Origin of the sequence: Phytoactinopolyspora alkaliphila (genome assembly GCF_010550695.1) — a bacterium.
In the GTDB taxonomy this organism is placed as follows: Bacteria; Actinomycetota; Actinomycetes; order Jiangellales; family Jiangellaceae; genus Phytoactinopolyspora; species Phytoactinopolyspora alkaliphila.
Genome location: NZ_JAAGOB010000001.1, coordinates 85,812 through 101,751, shown reverse-complemented (window position 1 = coordinate 101,751; position 15,940 = coordinate 85,812). Strand labels below are relative to the sequence as shown.

Here is a 15,940-nt window from a genome sequence, read left to right as displayed (position 1 = left end):
AGCGGGCTCAACCGGCCCGGCGTACCCGCCGGCGAAGCACCACACCCACCACGAGCGGCACCACGGCCACAACCGCCGCGCCCATGTTCAGCACGTCATAGCCGAACCGACCCACGACGACGCCGGCCAGCGCTCCACCGCCCGCGGCAGCCAGCCCCATCAGCAGATCCGAGGCACCCTGCACCGCCGGGCGAGCTTCAGCGGCCACCGCATCGGTCAGCAACGTCGAGGCCGCCACCAGGCACGCCGACCAGCCCAGGCCAAGCAAGAACAGCCCGGCGGTCAAGCCGGCGGAGTGTCCTTCACCCGACGTACCGGACAGCGCCACCGCCGCCAGCAGGACGGCCACACCGCCGATCACCACCGGTGTGCGCCCCACTCGGTCCGCCAGCCATCCCATGATCGGCGAGAACGCGAACATACCGGCCACGTGGACGCTGATGACGAAGCCGATGATGGATATGGACGCACCGCCGTGGGACATGTGCACCGGCGTCATCACCATCACTGACACCATCACGGTGTGCGCGACGACGATCGAGGTCAGGCCGAAGAGCGCCCGCGGTGATCCGGAGATCGCTGTCCAACCGGTTCGCAGGACGCGCCGGCGACGACCGCCGGGTCCAGGCGGCTGGCCGGACCGGGCGAGCACCAGCGGGTCGGGACGCAGCCCGGCGACGACGATGACGGCGCCGGCAGCCATGACGACGGCTCCCACGAGGAACGGGCCGGCCAGCGCCTCGATGCCCAAGGATTCGGCCAGCCTCCCGGACGGTCCGGCCAGGTTCGGCCCGACCACGGCTCCGACCGTGGTGGACCAGACGACCACAGAGAGTGCGCGGCCACGGCGATCGGGCGGCGCGAGGTCGGTGGCCGCATACCGTGCCTGCAGGCCTGCCGCAGTGCCACCCCCGAGAAGTGCCGTACCTATGAGCAGCAGTGCGAGGATCTCCGTCTGCGCCGCGACGACGGCGACCACCGCGCCGAGCGCACCCAGGGCGTAAGCCACTCCGAGGCCGGCTCGCCTGCCGTAACGCACCGCAAGGGCGGCGGCCGGCATCGCCAGCAAGGCCGCACCCAAGACCTGGGAGCTCTGAACCAGGCCGGAGAGGTCCTCCCGGCCGAAGACCTGAGTGACCAGCACCGCGCCTACGGCGATCGCCGCGGATACCCCGAGCCCACCGGCGACCTGGCTCCCGACGAGGACGGACACCGTTCGCCGCTGCACCGCGGTCAGGTCGACGTTCGTATCGCTCGTGGTCATCGGAGTAGCAGCCGTTCGACTCGGTGGGCCGACGCGATCACGCCGGCCAGTCCCATCACGGCGAGGTACAGCACATGCACCAGGATCCCGGAGCCGATGTCGCCGAGCATCAGCTCTCTGGTCAGCGCCACGCCGTGATACAGCGGCGTAGCCTGGACCACCCATTGCAGCACACCGGGATAGGTGGCCAGCGGGAAGAACGTCGCCGAAAACAGGAACATCGGCAGGATGGCAAGGTTGACGTACTCGAAGTCCTGCCACGTGCGCATGAACGTCGTCAGCGCCATGCCGACCGCGGCGAACGCGAACCCGATCAGAGTGGCCGCGGGAACGGCCAGGAGACCCCACCACGATTCCACGGCTCCGCTGACCGCGGCGACGAACAGGAAGACGGTCGAGTACAGCAGGCCCCGGATCAGTGCCCAGCCGATCTCCCCCACCGCGACGTCACGCGGCCCCAGCGGTGTGGAGAGAACGGAATCGTAGAGCTTCTGATACTTGAGCTTGAAGAAGACGTTGAAGGTCGAGTCGAAGACCGCGCCGTTCATCGCCGCGGAGGCCATCAGGGCCGGCGCCACGAACGACGCGTACGCCACGGCGCGGCCACCACCGGCGTCGATCTCGCCGATCAGCGCACCAAGACCCACGCCCAGCGAGAACAGGTAGAAGATCGGCTCGAAGAAGCCGCTGAGCAAGGTGATCCATCCGTGCTTGTAGGCCCGCACGTTTCGCTCGACGAGGGCTCTCGCCATGCCGGCGCCGGCGGGAATCGGCACCGTGCGCGCCACCCGTTGTGCCGCGTTCACAGGACCAGCCTCTTGCGGAAGCTCGCCAGTGCCAGCCAGAGCCCGGCGCCTACCCACAGCAGCAGGTAGGCGACGTGGCCGAGCGCCGGAACCATGGTCATCGTCTCCAGTGCCAGGCCCCGGCACAGCTCCACGGCGTGCCACAGCGGCGTCACCATGGCGACCAGCTCCAGCGCTGCCGGCAGCTGCTCGACCGGGAAGAACGTCCCGGAGAACAGGAACATCGGCATGATGATGAAGCGGAACAGCATGTTGAATCCGCCGGGGCCATCCTGCCGTGCCGCGAGGGCGAAGACCGGCGCGGCGAATGCCAGCCCGGTGAGTACGGCCACCGGCAGCGTGAGCACTGCCCACCATGATCCGATCGCGCCGAACGCGACCGTGATCAGCAGAAAGGCAGTGCTGGTGATCGCGACTCGCATGGCGACGAACACGAGGTGCCCGACGACGAGGTCCGGGACGCCTAGCGGTGCGGCGAGCATGGCGTGGTACTGGCGCTGCCATTTGACGGCGCCGAGGACGGGGAACGTCGACTCGAACACGGCGGTCTGCATGGCCTGTGCGGCGAGGATTCCGGGAGCCAGGAAGGTCAGGTATGTGACGCCCTGCACCCCACCCGCGGAACCGTTGTCCACCAGGGCACCCAGTCCGATGCCCATCGCGGCGAGGAACAGGACCGGATTGAGAAAGCCGCTGACGAGGGAGCCGCGCCAGATCCGGCGGTAACTCGCCATCCAGTACGAGAACGCGCGAGCCCACATCCTGCCCTCGGCGGGCTGAGGAGAGGGCGGCGCGGATTCGCCGGACAGGTGCGATGTCGGCCGATTCATCAGTCGATCAAGGTCCGGCCGGTGAGGTGCAAGAAGACATCCTCCAGCGTGGATCGCCGGGCCAGCACGGACAACGGCGCCAGGCCACGGTCGTGGACGGCCTTCGCGGTGGTGTCGCCGTCCTCGGTGTACAACAGCAGCCTGTCGGGGAGAACCTCGATCCGCGGCACCAAGCCGTCCAGCTTCACCGCGTACGCGGCGTGATCGTCGGCCGGGAACCTGAGCTCGAGCACCTCTCTGGTGGCGTGTTCGGCGATGAGCTGGCGCGGCGAGCCTTCGGCGACGATCCTTCCGCCGTCCATGACCACCAGCCGGTCACACAACTGCTCCGCCTCGTCCATGTAGTGAGTGGTGAGAACCAGCGTCACGCCGGAGCGCTTGAGCCGGAACAGACGATCCCAGAGGACATGCCTGGCCTGCGGGTCCAGACCCGTGGTGGGTTCGTCGAGCAGGAGCAGCTCAGGATTGTTGACCAGGGACCGGGCGATGGTCAGGCGTCGCTTCATCCCGCCGGACAACGGCTCCACGATACTGTCCGCGCGATCGGTGAGCTGCGCGAAGTCCAGCAGCTCTGCCGCACGTTCTCGCACCACGGAACGCGGCAGGCCGAAGTACCGGCCGTAGACGAGGATGTTCTCCCGGACCGTCAGTTCCTCGTCGAGAGTGTCCCGCTGCGGCACCACGCCCAGCCGGCCTCGGATTTGGGGACCGTCGGCGGCCGGATCGAGACCGAGTATGCGCAGTGTGCCCGCGCTGGGCGGGGAGACACAGCCGATCATGCGCATGGTGGAGGACTTGCCCGCACCGTTGGGGCCGAGGAACCCGAAGGCCTCGCCCGCACGGACCTCGAAGTCGATGCCGCCGACCGCGGTGAAGTCACCGAACTGTTTGGTCAGCTGATGAGCGCTGATCAACGGCCGGTCAACAGGGTGAGGTGCCACGTATACGGACGCTACAGCCCGATCCTGACAAACTCACCTCGGTTTCGCTTCGAGCATGCTTCCAAGTTCTCACGAGGGCAGATTCAATGCCTCGCAGACAGCACGCCAGACCACCTTGGTGTCCTCGCCCGCGGCGAGCGCCTGATGGACCGTCCGCTCGCCCAGCGACTCGAGCACGTAGTCACGCGCCCAGGAGTCGACGTAGCTGGCACCGAGGTGGTGCTCCATCCGTTCCCAGAAATCCGTCGCCCGCACCGGCCCAGTATCCGACATTCGCTCCCGAACGTGCACCACCGGCCAGCCCAGTGTGGCCGAGAGGAGATCAGGAGTCCAGGCCAATTCGGGCCTTTCGGCCCTATCAGGCCAACGCTCACATCAATACGTTTCGCGGAAATGGATCAGGTGGGCACCGGAGCCGGACCGAGGGGGCAGGCACATGACCGAAGACATCACCACGGACAAGCATTCGCACCAGGCGGTACCACGATGGCGTCGACTACTTGTGCCAGTCGCCGTGGGCGTGATCGCCTTCACCTTGGGCGTGGGCGCGAGCGGGAGCGACGACGCCACCGCGAGCGACGAGTACAAGAGCCTCGATCAAGAACTCGCGACAACACTGCGTGAACTAGACGACGCCCGTCAGAACGTCGCGGACCTCGACAGCGAGCTGGCCACCGCGGAAGACACCGTGTCCAGGCTCGAATCTGACAAGGAACGGAGGGAATCCGACGCGGACGCGCGACAAACGAGGTTAGACGAGCGCGCGGCCAAGCTCGACAAGCGCGAGACGGCACTGAACGAGCTCGAATCCGATCTCGAGACACGTGCCAGCGAACTCGACTCGCTGTCGGAGCAACTCGACGACAGGGAGGCCGAGCTCGAGAAGCGGGAGAGGGCAAGCACTCAGACAATCGACGATCCGCCGCCGGTCGAGGAAGAACCTGACGATGAGCCGGCCGAGGTCTACTACAAGAACTGCGACGCTGTGCGCGCCGCGGGAAAGGCTCCGCTGCGGCGAGGCGAGCCGGGCTATGCCTCGCATCTCGACCGCGACAACGACGGCATCGCCTGCGAATGACATCGACGTCACGAGCTGTGTTCCGCCGGCGACACCGTGTGCCGTCTGGAATGTAGCGTGGGAACGCGCGGTCGGAGATCTTCATAGAGGCCTGAATCAATCCACGAGATCATGCTCGCAGTCAAGAGAGAGGAGTCATTCAGCATGAATGCCGGCGGTCATGAGAGCGCGGGGTGTAGCCTCTCAGCGCCGTTCCGGGGGCTTCGTTTCGCGGGCAGGGCTCGCCAAAACGTCTCGCCGGGCAGAGACGTCGACATCGATGCGTTCCGAGCTGATCAGGTTTCGACCATTGATGATGAGGCGACAGGTCCACATGAGTGACGACGGGGCTCGGCACGTGCCGCCGGTGCCCTGACTGGACAGTTTCGTTCAGGCTGTCGGTGCCCGGGTGCAGGATGGTGGCATGGACGACGTGCTGGAGATGTTCGGTCCGGCCACCCGAGCGTGGTTCGCCGGATCGTTCGGCACGCCCACACCCGCGCAGAGCCACGCGTGGCGAGCCGTGTCCGCCGGGCGCAACGCCCTGGTCGTCGCCCCCACCGGATCCGGGAAGACACTGGCGGCCTTCCTGTGGTCACTCGACCGGATCGCCTCCGAGCCTCGGCCCGCGGACCCAGCGCTGGGCTGCCGCGTCGTGTACGTCTCCCCGCTCAAGGCGCTCACGGTCGACGTCGCTCGCAATCTGCAAGAGCCCCTCGACGGCATCACGAAAGCCAGCGCGGAGTTCGGCCTTCCTGCGCCCTCCATCAGTACCGCGGTGCGCACCGGCGACACTCCAGCAGATCAACGACGCCGCTTCGCGCGGCGTCCGGCCGACATCCTCATCACCACGCCGGAATCGCTGTTCCTCCTGCTCACCTCACAGGCACGGGAAGCTTTGCACGGCGTACACACCGTGATCGTCGACGAAGTGCACGCCGTGGCGGCCACCAAGCGCGGCGCCCACCTGGCGCTCTCACTCGAGCGTCTGGACGCGTTGCTGCCCAGACCCGCTCAGCGCATCGGGCTGTCCGCCACCGTCCGCCCGGTCGAGGAGGTGGCGCGCTTCCTGGGAGGATCGCACCCGGTCGAGGTCGTCGCCCCACAGAGCCAGAAGGACTGGGATCTGCAGGTGGTGGTTCCCGTCCCCGACCTGGCCAAGCTTGACGCCGTGGACCACGACGGCGGAGACAAGCCCGGCGGCTCCATCTGGCCGCACGTCGAGCAGCGCGTTGCCGACCTGATCGAACAGCACCGCTCCACCATCGTCTTCGCCAACTCCCGCCGGCTGGCGGAGCGTCTCACCAGCCGCCTCAACGAGATCGCCGAGGAGACTCCGCCACCGCAGCGCTCACCCGCAGAGCTGGTCGCCCAGTCCGGTACCGCCCGCGGCGCCGGACGCACGCTCGCCCGCGCTCACCACGGCTCGGTCAGCAAAGAACAGCGGGCATTGATCGAGGACGACCTCAAAGCCGGCCGGATCCCCGCCGTGGTCGCCACCAGCAGCCTCGAGCTCGGCATCGACATGGGAGCGGTCGACCTGGTGGTCCAGGTCGAGGCACCGCCGTCGGTCGCCAGCGGCTTGCAGCGGGTGGGCCGCGCCGGGCACCAGGTCGGCGCAGTGTCGCGAGGAGTGCTCTTCCCCAAGTTCCGCGGTGATCTCGTCCAGACCGCGGTCGTGTCCGAGCGGATGCGCGCCGGCCAGATCGAGGAGCTGCGCCTTCCCAGGAATCCCCTCGACGTCCTCGCGCAGCATGTCGTCGCGATGGTCGCCATGGACGATTGGCCGGTGGACCAGCTCCTGGACGTGGTCCGCAAGGCCTATCCGTTCGCCCAGCTGCCGGAGTCGTCGTACCGGGCGGTCCTGGACATGCTGGCGGGCCGGTACCCGTCCGACGAGTTCGCCGAGTTGCGTCCCCGTCTCGTCTGGGACCGCGACGAGGGGATGTTGCGTGCCCGGCCTGGCAGCCAGCGGCTCGCCGTCACCAGCGGCGGGACCATTCCGGATCGAGGGTTGTTCGGCGTCTACCTCGCTGGTGGCGCGCGCAACAGTTCCCGGGTTGGTGAACTCGACGAGGAGATGGTGTACGAGTCTCGCGTCGGCGACGTCTTCTCCCTGGGTGCCACCAGCTGGCGAATCGAGGAGATCACCCATGACCGGGTCACCGTCTCTCCGGCACCCGGCCGCGCCGGGCGATTGCCGTTCTGGAAGGGTGACACGCTGGGAAGGCCGATGGAGCTGGGCGCGGCGGTTGGCGCGTTCGTCCGGGAGGTCGCGAGCGCCGACGATGCCGCGGCCCGGGAGCGCGGCGCACAAGCCGGCCTCGACGAGTGGGCCACCGACAACCTGCTCTCCTATCTTCGCGAACAACGCGCGGCCACCGGCCAGATCCCGGACGACACCACCATCGTCGTCGAGCGGTTCCGTGACGAGCTCGGCGACTGGCGGCTCGTGGTCCACTCTCCCTTTGGTGCGCAGGTTCATGCCCCGTGGGCGCTGGCACTGGACGCGCGCCTGCGGGAGCGTTACGGCGTCGACGTCCAGGCGGTCTACGCCGACGACGGCATCATCCTGCGCATCCCGGACACGTTCACCAGTGCCGACGCCGAGCCGACCGGTGGCGGGCCTGACCTCGAACTGGTGGTGCTCGATCCCGACGACGTCGACGACCTTGTGACCGCCGAGGTGGGGGCGTCGTCGTTGTTCGCCTCGAGGTTCCGCGAGTGCGCGGCCCGGGCCCTGCTGCTGCCCCGACGCCAGCCGGGCCGGCGTTCACCACTGTGGCAGCAGCGCCAGCGATCCGCTCAGCTGCTGAGCGTGGCCGCAAAGTACGGCTCCTTCCCGATGCTGCTGGAAACGATGCGGGAGTGTCTGCAGGACGTCTACGACCTGCCCGGCCTCAACCGGCTGATGCAACAGATCGCGTCCGGTGAGATCCGGGTCGTCGAGGTCGAGACACCGCAGCCATCGCCGTTCGCCAAGTCCCTGCTGTTCGGCTACGTCGCCGATTTCATGTACGAAGGAGACTCCCCGCTCGCCGAACGGCGCGCCCAGGCCTTGACTCTCGACTCGACACTGCTCTCCGAGCTGCTCGGGCGGGCCGAACTGCGCGAGCTGCTCGACCCCGAGATGGTCGAGCGGACCGAGGCCGAGCTGCAACGGCTCGTCGAGGAACGCCGCGCACGAGATGCTGAGGCGGTGGCTGACCTGCTGCGTCAGCTCGGCCCGCTCACCGCGGACGAGGTAGCGGCCCGTTGTGTGGAACCCGATGCGGCGCTCGACTACCTTCAGGATCTCAGTCGGCAGCGGCGAGTCGTCGCGCTCAGTGTCGCGGGAGACGAGCACTGGGCCGCGGTCGAGGACGTCGCCCGGCTCCGGGACGCACTGGGCGTGTCCGTTCCCGCCGGAGTCCATCCGGACTTCCTGGAAGCCGCCCCCGATCCGCTCACCGACCTCGTCGCCCGTTACGCCCGCACTCACGGACCATTTCACGCCGACGCGGTGGCGGCCCGATTCGGCCTCGGCCGCGCTGTCGTCGATCCGATCTTGCGCAGCCTCACGACGGCCGGGCGCGTCGTCGAGGGGCAACTCCGGCCGGGCGGATCGGGCACCGACTGGTGCGACGCCGACGTGCTCCGGCTCTTGCGTCGCCGGTCTCTCGCCATACTGCGGAAAGAGGCCGAGCCGGTCGACGCCGCCACGCTCGGACGGTTTCTGCCGGTCTGGCAGTCGGTGGGCAGCTCCCTGCACGGTCCGGACGGCCTGATGCGCGTCGTCGAGCAGCTCGACGGCGTGGCAGTTCCGGCCACCGCGCTTGAGAGGCTCGTGCTACCGGCGCGCCTCTCCGAGTACAACCCCGCGTGGCTGGACGAGCTCACCACCGCCGGTGAGGTGATCTGGGCTGGTCGAGGCGTGATCCAAGGCACCGATGGCTGGGTGTCCCTCCATCTGGCGGATACGGCACCGCTGACTCTGCCGATGCCGGAGGCCCCGCCGGACACGCCGGTGCACCGGGCGATCATTGACGCCCTGCACCACGGCGGCGGATTCTTCTATCGCCAGCTGGCCGACTCCGTCGCCGGGGCCGTCAGCCACGGGCCGACGGCACCGGACACCGCCCGTAGCACTCTCGCCGACGTGGCCGATGCCGTCACCCGGCCGCCAGCGGTGACAGACGAGGAGATCACCGCTGCGTTGTGGGACCTAGTCTGGGCCGGCCTGGTCACCAACGACACCCTGGCGGCCATGCGCGCGCTGCTTTCGGGCAGTCGCGGCGCGCACCGCTCACGCCCCGTATCCAGCAGGTCGCGCTACCGCCGGGGACGAGCGGCAATGCCCGTCCGGTCCGGCCCTCCCACGGCGGCCGGGCGGTGGTCTTTGCTTCCGGAGTACGACGACGATCCCACCAGGAGAGCGCACGCCGCCGCTGAAGCGCTACTCGACCGGCACGGTGTGGTGACCCGGGGCGCGGTCGTCTCGGAGCGGCTGCCGGGCGGGTTCGCCGCTGCCTACAAGGTGCTCGCTGCCTTCGAGGAGTCCGGCCGGGCTCGACGCGGATACTTCGTCGGCGGCCTCGGCGCCGCCCAGTTCGCCACCGTAGGAGCGGTTGACCGGCTGCGCACCTTCGCGACCACTGCGGGCCACCGCTCCGAGGCCGCCTCCGTGGTCCTGGCGGCCACCGATCCTGCCAATCCGTACGGCGCGGCGCTGCCCTGGCCCGAACGTCCTAGCACTCGAGAGGGCGCCACGGACGGCGAGTCCGGTCATCGTCCGGGACGCAAGGCGGGCGCGATGGTGGTGCTTGTCGACGGCGAGCTCGTCCTCTACGTAGAGCGCGGCGGGCGGACGATCCTGTCATGGCATGATCACGCCGAGATATTGCACCGGGCCGCCGTCGCGCTTGCCGCGACGGTCCGGCATGGGGGCCTGGGTGGGCTGAGAGTGGAACGCGCCGACGGCGAGCAGATCACCGGCACGCCGCTTGGCGAGGCCCTGAGCGACGCCGGCTTCTACGCCACTCCGCGCGGGCTCCGGCTGCGCTCCTGAGCCTGCGGCCGAATGGGTGACCGCAATGACTACGTGAAAAGCTCGTCGATCGAGTTGATCGTGGCGGCGCGATGAAGCCAGGAGTCAAGCTGATCCAGCTCGGTGCAATCCGAGATGCGTGCTCGGGCAGCGGCCGGCACGTCGATGCCGCGGGCGCGGAGCACCACCAGGAGCGCTTTCGCTTCCCCGCGGGCTTCTCCCTTGGCCTCGTACTTGTCGCGGTACGCTTGAACGAAGCTCTCCATCGGCGCGGTCATGAAGTCCTCCCAACGTGCACGATCCGGCTGCTTCAGGCAGCCGACCACATAGTCAGCGTACATCTCCGACGCCTCGTCCCCCAGGCTCATCATGGTCGTCAAGTACGGCCTGAGCACCGTTTCCTGACGGCTTCGGTTCCGGCTATGCGCCAGTGCCGCCAATGTCGCCAACCGTGGCTGAGCCGCGATCCGCCCCGGATCGGTCATCATCGGCAGATTCGACGGCCCAATCACCACTGGGGTGAACACAAACCCCGGATGACCCAGCTTGATCGGCTTCCTGGACCAGTCCGCCGTCACGTCATCAAAGCAGATCACCACGAGCAGAACATCGCACTTTCGCTTCGCCCGAAGGTTGGCGACGTAGGCCGGCCAGGTCAAGCGCTTGCTCTTCTCCGTTCTCCGCTGGACCTCAACGATGACCGCCAGCTCTTTGGGCGACACGCCGTGTTCGTTCAATCCCGTCTCGGCAGCGTTCTCATCGAGAAAGACGAACGCTGCGTCCGCATGAAACGTGGCTGGTGTGAGGTCAGCCAATGCGGCGGCGTCTTCGCGTATCCGGGTGTACCTGGACAGGTCGTCACCGACAACAGGATCAAGCAACTGCCTGGTCATTTCCGGCTCCGCACGGAACAGCTCCACCGTAAGCTCGTGTTCATTGCTCACGGCCACGACCGCACCACGCGGCCTAAATAGCCCTTCTCGATCGCCATAGTGCGACATTGACGCCGACAGCCTGTGGATATCACCTGGCTATCCACAGCCGCGTCGTGCTACGCACGGCAGCCAGCCGTCAGCGCTCGCGCTGAGAGTCCGCTCAGGCGGCGTGATGAAACTGAGCCCTGCGAGCTCTTGACGGCCACGGAAATGTCCCGTTAACGTTGCTGCCACTTCACTTCATACGTATTAAGGACTCCGCACCGATGGTCTCTCCACGACGACGCCGGCCGACGCAGGTCGACATCGCCCGGCGCGCCGGCGTGTCCCAGGCGACGGTGTCTCTGGTGATCAGTGGCGGACCGGCGAGTGATCAGGTGGCCACATCCACCCGGGAAGCGGTTCTCGCCGCCGCCGAGGAGCTGGGGTACTCCGCGAACGCCGCCGCTCGCAGCCTCAAGGGTGGGCGCAACCACCTGCTCGGCCTCTACACGTTCGAGCCGGTGTTCCCGGTGGATCAGCGGGACTTCTACTTCCCGTTCCTGCTCGGAGTCGAGGAGGAGACCGCGGAACAAGGCTATGACCTGCTGCTGTTCAGCTCGGCCGGGTCCGGCGGCGAGCGCCGGGTGTACGCCCGCGGCGCCAATCGGCTCAAGGTCGCCGACGGCTGCGTCCTTCTCGGCCGTCACCTGCACCGGGACGACCTGGCTCATCTGGTTCAGGAGGACTTCCCCTTCGTCTTCATCGGACGACGCGAGGTTCCGGGCGCTGAGCTGTCCTACGTGGCGGTGGACTACACGTCGGCCACGCAGGAGATGGTGAGCAAGCTCGTTGGCCTCGGACACCGCACCATTCTCCACTTGCAGGTCACCAACGGCGGCGAGCCGACCCGAGACCGCGAGGCCGGCTACCGTCAAGGCCTCGCCGCTGCCGGAATTCCGGTCGACGAGTCGCTGATCCGCTCTCTCGGCGACGCCGACGACATCTCGCCAGAACTAGTACGTGCCTGGATCGACGCCGGAATCTCCGCCGTCCTTGTCGAGCCCACCGAGGACGACGCCGCCGTCGCCGCCGTCGAACACGCCGCGGAACAGGCTGGACTGCGCATCCCGGACGATCTCTCGGTCGTTATCCTCGGTGATCCGCCGCTGAGCCACGCCCCGGATCGGGACTGGACGCGCTTCACGCTGCCCCGCACCCACATGGGTCGCCAGGCGGTGCGGGTTCTGCTCGACCTTCTCGACGATCAGACCGGCGAGCCACGTCAGCTCTTCGTCACCGCCGGGCAGGTGCCGGGCGAGACGGTGGCCCCGCCACGCGCAGACGAACGGGGTGGAGGTGTGCGCAAGTGATCCAGTCGATCGCCCGTCGGCTAGCCCTCGGCGGATTCGTCATGTGGGGCTGCGTCACACTGATCTTCGTCATCATCCGGCTCGCTCCGGGCGACCAGGCCACGATCGCCCTCGGCCCCGACGCCACAGCGGAGGAGATCGAGGCGGCACGAGTCCGCCTTGGTGTCGAGGATCCGCTGTTCCTGCAGTACCTGAGCTACCTCGGCCGAGTCCTTACGCTGGACTTCGGCCAGTCCTACCGGCTCGGCACACCGGCCATGGATGCTGTACTGGATCGGTTCCCCGCTACCTTCCAACTGGCCATCGCCGCGATGACGATCGCCGTGGTCGTCGGCATCACGCTCGGCACCATCGCCGGCGGACGGCCGGACGGCGTCGTCGACCGGGTCGTCTCGTCACTGACCATCAGCCTGCAGTCGTTTCCGACCTTCTGGGTCGGGATCATGCTGATCTTGATCTTCGCGCTGCACCTGCGGATACTGCCGAGCGCGGGCTCGGGCACCTTCAGCCACCTGATACTCCCGGCCGTCACGCTGGCGTTTCCCCAGACGGCGATCGTGGCCAGGCTGACCCGGAGCAGCCTGTCCGAGTCGATGCAGGAGGCCTATGTCCAAACCGCTCGCTCGAAGGGCCTGACCGAGCCGCAGGTGCTGATCGGGCACGTGCTGAGGAACTCGATGATCCCCGTTGTCACCATCGTCGGTTTGCAGACCGGTGCGCTGCTCGGCGGCGCGGTCGTGGTGGAGAACGTCTTCGCCTGGCCCGGCCTCGGCTCCCTGATCGTCAGTTCGGTGTCGGCGCGTGATTACGCGGTGGTCCAGGCGGCGGCTCTGCTGATCGCGGCCGTCGTCGTGACCCTGAACATGGTCGCGGACCTCACCTACTCGCGCTTGGATCCCCGGATCCGGATCGGGGGCAGGGCATGAGCGAGATCGCCGTCGCCGAAAGCCTCGCCGAGACTCAGTATCAGGAGCCGCAGCCGCGGCGGTCCCGCCGGCGTCACCTCAGCGGGGCGCTGCGCCTGTTGCCCTACGTGGTCATCGCCGTCTACGTCCTGATCGCACTCACCGGCCCCCTTCTCGTGGACTACGACCCGTTGTCCACCTCGGTGACCGACCGGCTACTGTCCCCGGGTTCGGTGAAGGGTGACGGAAGCACGGCGTGGCTCGGCACGGACAGCGTCGGGCGCGACGTCCTGGCGCAGGTGGTGCTGGGTGCACGCACGTCGGTGATCATCGCGGTGCTGACCGTGCTGGTGTCTTGCGTCCTGGGCCTCGGGCTGGGGCTGCTCGCCGGCTACCTGGGCGGCTGGCCGGACACCGCCGTCGCCCGGTCCATCGACATCCTGGTGGCGTTCCCGGGTATCCTCCTCGCGATCGTCATCGCCGGACTGTTCCGGCCGGGCTACCTCACCGTGATCGTCGCCTTGGCCGTCGGCGGCTGGATCGGCTTCGCCCGGGTGGTCCGTGGCGTTGCGATGTCGCTGAGGGAACGCGATTGGGTCGACGCCGCCCGGGTGATGGCCGTCGCGCGGATCCGCATCGTCACACGGCACGTCCTGCCCTTCGTGGTCGGGCCGGTCGTCGCCATGGCCACGCTCGAGTTCGCCTTGATCGTCCTCGCCGAAGCCGGCCTGAGCTTCCTCGGCATCGGCCTCCCGCCCACCGCGGTGTCATGGGGCCAGACAGTGGCCGGCGGCAAGGAGTACCTGGAGACCGCGTGGTGGATCTCGGCTTTCCCGGGACTCGCGCTCGCCGGTCTCGTCATCTCGGTCGGGCTCGTCGGAGACCAGCTCACCGCACGATACGGCGGGAGGCGCCGATGAGCGCGGACATGACACCGGAAGACACCGGACCCCTGCTCGACGTTCGCGACCTGGAGGTCGTGCTGCCTGGGCCAGACGGGCCGGTGCGCATCCTCGACCGGGTGTCGTTCACCGTCGGAGCCGGCCGGACCACCGGCCTGATCGGAGAGTCCGGCAGCGGCAAGTCGATGACCGCCATGGCGATCATCGGCCTGCTTCCGAGGGACGCACAGACCCGCGGTGAGCTGCGTTGGCGTTCGGAGGATCTGCTCACTGCCACCCCTCGGCGCCGCCGTCGCGTGCGTGGCCGGGAGATAGCGATGATCTTCCAGGACCCATTGGCGAGCCTGAACCCCGGTCAGACGATAGGCCGCCAGATCACCGAGATCCCTCGGCGCGACGGCATGCCGCGGCGCGAGCTCGGCAGCACCGCCGTCGATCTTCTGGAGCGGGTCGAGATCCCGGATCCGGCCCGCCGGGCAAACAACTATCCTCACCAGTTCTCCGGCGGCATGCGCCAGCGGGCTATGACCGCGCTCGCACTCGCCGGCAAGCCCCAGCTCATCCTCGCCGACGAGCCGACGACGGCGTTGGACGTCACGGTCCAGGCCCGCATCCTCGCCTTGCTGCGCCGGCTGCGCGACGAGGAGGGCACGGCGATGCTGCTGGTCAGCCATGATCTACGGGTCATGGCACACGTTGCCGACGACCTCGTGGTGATGTACGCGGGCCAGGTGTGTGAGCGGGGACCAGCCCCGGACGTCTTGCGCCGGCCGTTTCACCCGTACACGAATGCGCTCGTGAAGAGTGTGCCGGCTGTGCACGCCAAGTCGGCGATCGCGGATCCGCTGCCCGGCTCCCCCGCGAATCCGGCGGAGCGGCCCAGCGGCTGCGCGTTCCACCCACGCTGTCCACTCACCCGGATCATGGCCCAGGGGGTCTCTTCAGCAAACGCCATTGGCACGCCACCGATCCACGAGCGGTGCCGGACGGAGCAGCCAGAGGTCCGGGAGATCAGCCCGGGACGTTGGAGCGCGTGTCACTTCAGCAGTGAGGAGGCCGTCCGATGACGGCAGGATTGGTGATCAGCGATCTCCGGGTCACATTCGGCGGTCGCGGCGGTCTCCTGCGCCGTTCTGAGCCGCCGGTAGCCGCGGTCGACGGGGTCAGTCTCCGAGTGGGTCCGCGCGAAACCGTCGCCGTCGTCGGCGAGTCCGGATCCGGGAAGACCACGGTGGCCAGGTCTATCGTCGGCCTGGTCACACCGGAGGCCGGCACCATCACCTACGACGACACCGTCCTGGGGCCGATGCGCACGCGGCCACCGCACGTGCAGCGCGCGATTCAGATGGTCTTTCAGGATCCGCGTTCCTCGCTCAATCCGCGGATGACCGCGGGGGCGATTCTCCGTGAGGCCTGGCACACACACCCTGCCGTGGCGCCGAAGGGCGACTGGAAGCAGGCAACCCGTGAGCTCCTGGCCGAGGTGGGTCTCGACCCCACTGTCGCCGGCCGGCGGCCCTCCGCTCTATCCGGCGGTCAGTGCCAGCGGGTCAGCATCGCCCGCGCGCTGGCGGTGCGTCCGCGGCTGCTCGTCTGCGACGAGGCCGTCTCCGCACTCGACGTGTCGGTCCAGGCGCAGATTTTGCGGCTGCTGGTCGACCTGAAAAGCGAACGCGATCTCGCCATCGTGTTCATCTCGCACGACCTCGGGGTAGTCCGCCAGATCGCCGACCGGATCGCCGTGATGCGCTCCGGTGAGCTGGTGGAGGAAGCCACTGCCGAGGACCTGTTCACGAACCCTCGCCATCCCTACACCCAGATGCTGCTCGACGCAGCGCTCGACCTGGAAGGGGTCGAGAGCTAAACCATCATCCTCGCGGACCGGCGCCGCCGGCACGCACCCGACCTAATACGTACCAAAT

Annotated in this window: 13 protein-coding genes; 7 read left to right on the top strand and 6 right to left on the bottom strand. The window is 68.1% G+C overall.

The window, feature by feature from the left end:
• Positions 1–7: 7 nt before the first annotated feature.
• From G1H11_RS00400 to G1H11_RS00380, 5 genes are all read right to left on the bottom strand, one after another.
• Positions 8–1,264, bottom strand: coding sequence for an MFS transporter (locus tag G1H11_RS00400; RefSeq protein WP_163815023.1), 1,257 nt, complete (start codon positions 1,262–1,264; stop codon positions 8–10).
• The gene (locus G1H11_RS00395; protein ID WP_216843293.1) at positions 1,261–2,070 is read right to left on the bottom strand and encodes an ABC transporter permease; all 810 of its coding nucleotides are present in this window, start codon (positions 2,068–2,070) and stop codon (positions 1,261–1,263) included. The genes G1H11_RS00400 and G1H11_RS00395 overlap by 4 nt, the downstream gene beginning before the upstream one ends.
• Positions 2,067–2,900 carry an ABC transporter permease gene (locus tag G1H11_RS00390; RefSeq protein WP_216843292.1) on the bottom strand — a complete coding sequence of 278 codons (834 nt, stop codon included), beginning with the start codon at positions 2,898–2,900 and terminating at the stop codon, positions 2,067–2,069. Before G1H11_RS00390 ends, G1H11_RS00395 begins: the two co-directional genes overlap by 4 nt.
• A complete protein-coding gene (locus G1H11_RS00385; protein WP_163815022.1) occupies positions 2,900–3,841 on the bottom strand; it encodes an ATP-binding cassette domain-containing protein in 942 nt (313 codons plus the stop codon). The genes G1H11_RS00390 and G1H11_RS00385 overlap by 1 nt, the downstream gene beginning before the upstream one ends.
• Positions 3,842–3,910: 69 nt before the next feature.
• Positions 3,911–4,096: a DUF3046 domain-containing protein gene (locus G1H11_RS00380; protein WP_163815021.1), complete on the bottom strand. Its 186-nt coding sequence runs from the start codon at positions 4,094–4,096 to the stop codon at positions 3,911–3,913.
• Positions 4,097–4,277: 181 nt separating this feature from the next.
• On the opposite strand from G1H11_RS00380, the gene G1H11_RS00375 reads away from it, so the two are divergent.
• Both G1H11_RS00375 and G1H11_RS00370 read left to right on the top strand, forming a co-directional pair.
• Positions 4,278–4,919: an excalibur calcium-binding domain-containing protein gene (locus tag G1H11_RS00375; protein WP_163815020.1), complete on the top strand. Its 642-nt coding sequence runs from the start codon at positions 4,278–4,280 to the stop codon at positions 4,917–4,919.
• Between the two features lie 403 nt (positions 4,920–5,322).
• Positions 5,323–9,945: an ATP-dependent helicase gene (locus tag G1H11_RS00370; RefSeq protein ID WP_163815019.1), complete on the top strand. Its 4,623-nt coding sequence runs from the start codon at positions 5,323–5,325 to the stop codon at positions 9,943–9,945.
• A 29-nt stretch (positions 9,946–9,974) separates the two neighbouring features.
• Here the strand turns inward: G1H11_RS00370 and G1H11_RS00365 are convergent, their stop codons facing one another.
• Positions 9,975–10,868: a hypothetical protein gene (locus tag G1H11_RS00365; RefSeq protein ID WP_163815018.1), complete on the bottom strand. Its 894-nt coding sequence runs from the start codon at positions 10,866–10,868 to the stop codon at positions 9,975–9,977.
• A gap of 257 nt (positions 10,869–11,125) precedes the next feature.
• Between G1H11_RS00365 and G1H11_RS00360 the strand changes: the two genes are divergently transcribed.
• The 5 genes from G1H11_RS00360 to G1H11_RS00340 are packed head-to-tail and all read left to right on the top strand — an operon-like array spanning position 11,126 to position 15,882.
• On the top strand, positions 11,126–12,211 hold the full coding sequence (locus G1H11_RS00360; protein ID WP_163815017.1) for a LacI family DNA-binding transcriptional regulator: 1,086 nt from the start codon (positions 11,126–11,128) through the stop codon (positions 12,209–12,211).
• Positions 12,208–13,137, top strand: coding sequence for an ABC transporter permease subunit (locus G1H11_RS00355; protein ID WP_163815016.1), 930 nt, complete (start codon positions 12,208–12,210; stop codon positions 13,135–13,137). Before G1H11_RS00360 ends, G1H11_RS00355 begins: the two co-directional genes overlap by 4 nt.
• Positions 13,134–14,036 (top strand): ABC transporter permease, encoded by a 903-nt coding sequence (locus G1H11_RS00350; protein ID WP_163815014.1) that lies wholly within the window; start codon positions 13,134–13,136, stop codon positions 14,034–14,036. The genes G1H11_RS00355 and G1H11_RS00350 overlap by 4 nt, the downstream gene beginning before the upstream one ends.
• Complete coding sequence (locus G1H11_RS00345) at positions 14,033–15,085, top strand: ABC transporter ATP-binding protein (RefSeq protein ID WP_216843291.1); 1,053 nt, start codon at positions 14,033–14,035, stop codon at positions 15,083–15,085. Before G1H11_RS00350 ends, G1H11_RS00345 begins: the two co-directional genes overlap by 4 nt.
• Entirely contained in the window at positions 15,082–15,882 is an 801-nt protein-coding gene (locus G1H11_RS00340) for an ATP-binding cassette domain-containing protein (protein ID WP_163815012.1), read from the top strand. Before G1H11_RS00345 ends, G1H11_RS00340 begins: the two co-directional genes overlap by 4 nt.
• Positions 15,883–15,940 lie beyond the last annotated feature (58 nt).

Coding starts and splice junctions, on each gene's coding strand:
- G1H11_RS00390 (WP_216843292.1), bottom strand. CDS start 2,900: ATGAATCGGCCGACATCGCACCTGTCCGGCGAATCCGCGCCGCCCTCT.
- G1H11_RS00350 (WP_163815014.1), top strand. CDS start 13,134: ATGAGCGAGATCGCCGTCGCCGAAAGCCTCGCCGAGACTCAGTATCAG.
- G1H11_RS00375 (WP_163815020.1), top strand. CDS start 4,278: ATGACCGAAGACATCACCACGGACAAGCATTCGCACCAGGCGGTACCA.
- G1H11_RS00400 (WP_163815023.1), bottom strand. CDS start 1,264: ATGACCACGAGCGATACGAACGTCGACCTGACCGCGGTGCAGCGGCGA.
- G1H11_RS00345 (WP_216843291.1), top strand. CDS start 14,033: ATGAGCGCGGACATGACACCGGAAGACACCGGACCCCTGCTCGACGTT.
- G1H11_RS00360 (WP_163815017.1), top strand. CDS start 11,126: ATGGTCTCTCCACGACGACGCCGGCCGACGCAGGTCGACATCGCCCGG.
- G1H11_RS00340 (WP_163815012.1), top strand. CDS start 15,082: ATGACGGCAGGATTGGTGATCAGCGATCTCCGGGTCACATTCGGCGGT.
- G1H11_RS00370 (WP_163815019.1), top strand. CDS start 5,323: ATGGACGACGTGCTGGAGATGTTCGGTCCGGCCACCCGAGCGTGGTTC.